The 4,034-nt window shown below is 50.7% G+C and carries 3 protein-coding genes; 1 reads left to right on the top strand and 2 read right to left on the bottom strand.

Annotation, left to right across the window (positions count from 1 at the left end; translation table 11 throughout):
- Positions 1-1,584: bifunctional anthranilate synthase component II/anthranilate phosphoribosyltransferase (locus tag MJZ26_14625; protein MCQ2107012.1), on the top strand; the 1,584-nt coding region annotated here is incomplete at its 5' end.
- 119 nt (positions 1,585-1,703) lie between these two features.
- On the opposite strand, the gene MJZ26_14620 is transcribed toward MJZ26_14625, so the two are convergent.
- Positions 1,704-2,777, bottom strand: a complete 1,074-nt coding sequence (locus MJZ26_14620) for a Fic family protein (GenBank protein ID MCQ2107011.1) — start codon at positions 2,775-2,777, stop codon at positions 1,704-1,706.
- Between the two features lie 96 nt (positions 2,778-2,873).
- Positions 2,874-3,836: a hypothetical protein gene (locus MJZ26_14615; protein MCQ2107010.1), complete on the bottom strand. Its 963-nt coding sequence runs from the start codon at positions 3,834-3,836 to the stop codon at positions 2,874-2,876.
- Between the last annotated feature and the right edge of the window lie 198 nt (positions 3,837-4,034).

Genomic DNA, 4,034 nt, shown 5'->3' with positions numbered 1-4,034 from the left:
ATTGACAACTACGATTCTTTCACCTACAATGTGTATCAGGCTCTGGCCAAGATCACTAACGAAGAAATCCGCGTGCTCCGCAGCAAGGAATGCACCATCGCCGACATCGAAGCACTGAACCCCAGCCGCCTCATTGTGAGCCCGGGCCCAGGCCGCCCCGAAGACGCGGGCATTTCCGTTGAAGCCATCAAGCACTTCGCAGGCAAGCTCCCCATTCTCGGCGTTTGCCTTGGTCACCAGGCCATTGGTTATGCCTTCGGCGCAAAGATCGTAGGCGCAAAGTTCATCAAGCATGGCATCGTCGAAGAAATCAACACCGACGGCCGCGGTCTCTTCCGTACCATCGGCAAGAAGAACCCCTTCACCCGCTACCACAGCCTGGTTATCGACGAATCCACCCTTCCGCCGGAATTCGAAGTGACCGCCCGCGCCGACGACGGCGACATCATGGGCATCCGTCACAAGACCATGGATATCGAAGGCGTACAGTTCCACCCGGAATCCATCGCCAGCGGCAAGGAAGCCGAATTCTTCAAGGCATTCCTCAACTACCGTCGCGATCCTCTGGACGTTCGCGGCATCCTGAACACCCTCATGGTTGGCAAGGATCTTTCTCGCGAAACTGCAGAACTGTTCATGGATGACCTGACCGATGGCATCATGGACGAACGCCAGATGGCCGCCATCCTTACGGCACTTTCCTGCAAGGGTCCCGTGGCAGACGAAATCGCAGGCTGCGCCGCAGTGCTCAGCAGCAAAAAGCGCAAGTTCCCTGTTGCTGGCGACGAGCTGACTGACATCGTGGGTACCGGTGGCGACGGCAAGGGCAGCTTCAATGTGAGCTCCATGTCTGGCCTTATCGCAGCTACCTGCGGTTGTAAAATTGCAAAGCACGGCAACCGTGCCGTTTCCAGTAAATCCGGTGCAGCAAACTTCTACACCGCAGCAGGCTTCAAGCTGGACATGACTCCGGAAAAGGCAGCAGAAGTTCTGGAAAAGACCGGTTTCGTATTCCTCATGGCTCCAGTTTACCACAGCGCCATGCGTTTCGCAGGTCCTGTCCGCCAGTGCCTTGGCATCAAGACCATCATGAACCTCATCGGACCTCTCACCAACCCGGCAGAAGCCAAGTACCTTTGCATGGGCGTTTACAGCGAAGCTGTGCTGGAACCCTTTACCAAGGCAGCACATGCCCTGGGTGCAAAGCGTGTCATGGTAGCCTTGAGCGACGACGGCTACGATGAAATTTCTCCTTGCGTTCCTACCACCATCGCAGAAATTCTGGAAGATGGCGTGTACAAGGAATACCGCATCGACCCCAAGGACTTCGGCGTTCCCGCTGTGGACGAAGACGACTTGGCAGGTGGCACTGGCGAAGAAAACTTCAAGCTGGCAATGGACTTGCTCAACGGCAAGGGCCGCCCGGGCATCAAGTACGCCTGCGCCCTGAACGCTGGCGCCGCCCTCTACATCAGCAAGAAGGCCGCCACCATCAAGGAAGGCTACGACATGGCCATGAAGGCAATCGAAGACGGCTCCGTGCTGAAGACCATCGAAGCTGTGAAGGCTGCAAGTAATAGCTAGTCCCGCGTCATTCTCGCGTAAGCGAGAATCTGGCATTAAAAAAAGCTCCCCACCACAACGGTCGGGGAGTTTTTTTTACTCGCCAAAAGTCATCAAAAACAGGAGATTGGGCAAAGTCTCTAAACTGACGGCACGATAAACACATGCCATTTGCCAACATCATTTCCACGTTCAATATAATGACAATCAAGAAGGTGCTGAACCAGCTTGTTAACCGCTGAAATTCGAATACCAAGTTTTCGCTGAATATCGGCTAGCGTCAAAACCGGTTCACTTTGCATAAGGTTCAAAATACGGCCATAATTCGGGGTGCGAAATTCAACGCACTCGCCATCATACCACCAGATATCTTCACCACGCTTTGTAAGAAAGCGAACATCGCCATCAATTTCTTGCGCCACCATATTCTTAAAATACTTGAGAAATGGAGCGATAGTTCGCAACGAGGCATTCGCGCCTAATGTCGGCGCAGCACCTACAGCCAAATCGGCTGCATGCAAGGCTTCTAGATATTCGTCTTTCTTTCGACTGCGAACAACTACCATGGGAATATCATGTTTCGCCAAAATGTAATTGACAAGCAGTCTAGCGATTCGACCATTTCCATCTTCAAATGGATGGATTCTAATATACCGATAATGGAACAGCGCAGCCAATTCCACAGGGGACAACTTCCCCTCTTTTTCTGCAGCATTATACCAATCCACCAAATCCGTCATCAGTGCCGGAGTTTCTTCTGGTGACGCATAGTCGAACCGATCTCCATAACGCGTAATGACACTATTTGGGCGGGTCTTGTATTGCCCTGCGTGAACCACATACCCGACTTGCATTCCACCAGGCAGTTCACGATGAACGGAATAATCCTCCCGCAATAGAGTATGATGCAGGCCCCGTATAAAATTTTGTGTAAGTGGAGTTTCCTTGATTTTAGCTTCAGCCAGCATCATCTTGAGAGACACTTCGCTGGCCACCATCTCCTGAACGCTCCGCACATTCGCTTCACCAATCACCTTCCCGAACAGCAAAAGGATTTCCGTCTGTCCATAAGTAAGGGTGTTCCCCTCGATATGGTTGCTGTTATAGTTGAAGTCAACGGAAAAACGACGAGCAAGACGGGCCCTATTTTCATCTGAAATAGGCTGGAGTTTTCTCCACGCATCAAGGGCTTTTTCTAATGTTAGGTATCTCATACCACCTGAAAATAGCAAAAATTTCGTAAAAAAGGTAGTTAAACAACCACCTTTTCACAAACTTTTCGTTCTAAATGATCTATTTTAGGTAAAAGTTTAGTTGGAGCCTTGGAGACAACGAACGGAGTAACCGTAGTACTTATGGCCGTAGTCGGCATTCTCGTCGTCGTAGTCCAAGTACATGACATAGGCGTTGTAGCGATTGTACTCGCTAGCAGACCAGAAGCTGGCGTCGTAGCCGGCACCGCTGAAATTGCCACTGCCGTCCCTGCCGTATCTGTAGCCTGCAGGGAGCGCGGAGAAGCCGTAGGTATCCGTTCCGTTGCCATTGTCGGACCAGCCACTGCCCGACTTAAGAGCCTTACCAGCAGCGCTGGAACCACCAACAGCCTTGAACAATGTTTGCCATTCGTCGTTTGTCGGCAAGTGCCAACCACTGGGGCACACACCCTGAACAACAGCCGGCAGAGTACAGGTCTTACCATAACCGCAAGTCTGAGGATTATCAGCATCATTTGCCAAGGCAACAGAGTCAATGGCTGCAGCCCAGGTGTAAAGGCGACCGGTTACATCGCAGTTTTCAGCCTTATTGTCATAGCACCAGGACTTACCCTTCAGGCTCGGCATTTTTGTAGAATCGGCATAGTTCAGGTTCTCGGCCATCCACACCTGATTGCCGATCTTTACGGTCTTATAGGTCTTATTGTCGCGTTTATCAGTCATGGTGCCGTAGGTGATTTCCGGGTTCAGAAATTCATCCTTCGTCACATCAAAAAGACCGCGACTACTACTGGACTTCGGGTCGTCCTTCTTGCTACTGGAAGAGCCTGGGTTGACAGAAGAAGAGGAACTGCCCGGCTTGACAGATGAAGATGATGCCAACTCAACAGATGATGAATAGCCCGGTTTGACACTGGAAGATGAAGCGTCCTCCGAAATAACAGACGATGAAGATTCCTTGTCCGCATCTTCGTTATTTGCAGAAGAAACGCTATCGTCACAGGCCACCATACCCAAAGCCATGGCCACAACACTTATTCCATAAAACAGCTTTTTCATCGAAACTTCTCCTTGAATCACCTACAAGATAAAAAATATTCAAAATTTTTCCACGGGAACAACCTTAATAACATACCCGTTCTTTTCAATGACCCGTTCATCATTCCATGTTACGATAGTAAGGTTATCGCACTTCAGTTCGTCGGCGCATTCCACAAGGCTACCCACCTCTCGCTTTTCTGTTTTTTCGTTCGACAT

Source organism: Fibrobacter sp. (assembly GCA_024398965.1).
In the GTDB taxonomy this organism is placed as follows: domain Bacteria; phylum Fibrobacterota; class Fibrobacteria; order Fibrobacterales; family Fibrobacteraceae; genus Fibrobacter.
This window is presented reverse-complemented; position numbering and strand designations above follow the sequence as displayed.

Coding starts and splice junctions, on each gene's coding strand:
- MJZ26_14620 (MCQ2107011.1), bottom strand. CDS start 2,777: ATGAGATACCTAACATTAGAAAAAGCCCTTGATGCGTGGAGAAAACTC.
- MJZ26_14615 (MCQ2107010.1), bottom strand. CDS start 3,836: ATGAAAAAGCTGTTTTATGGAATAAGTGTTGTGGCCATGGCTTTGGGT.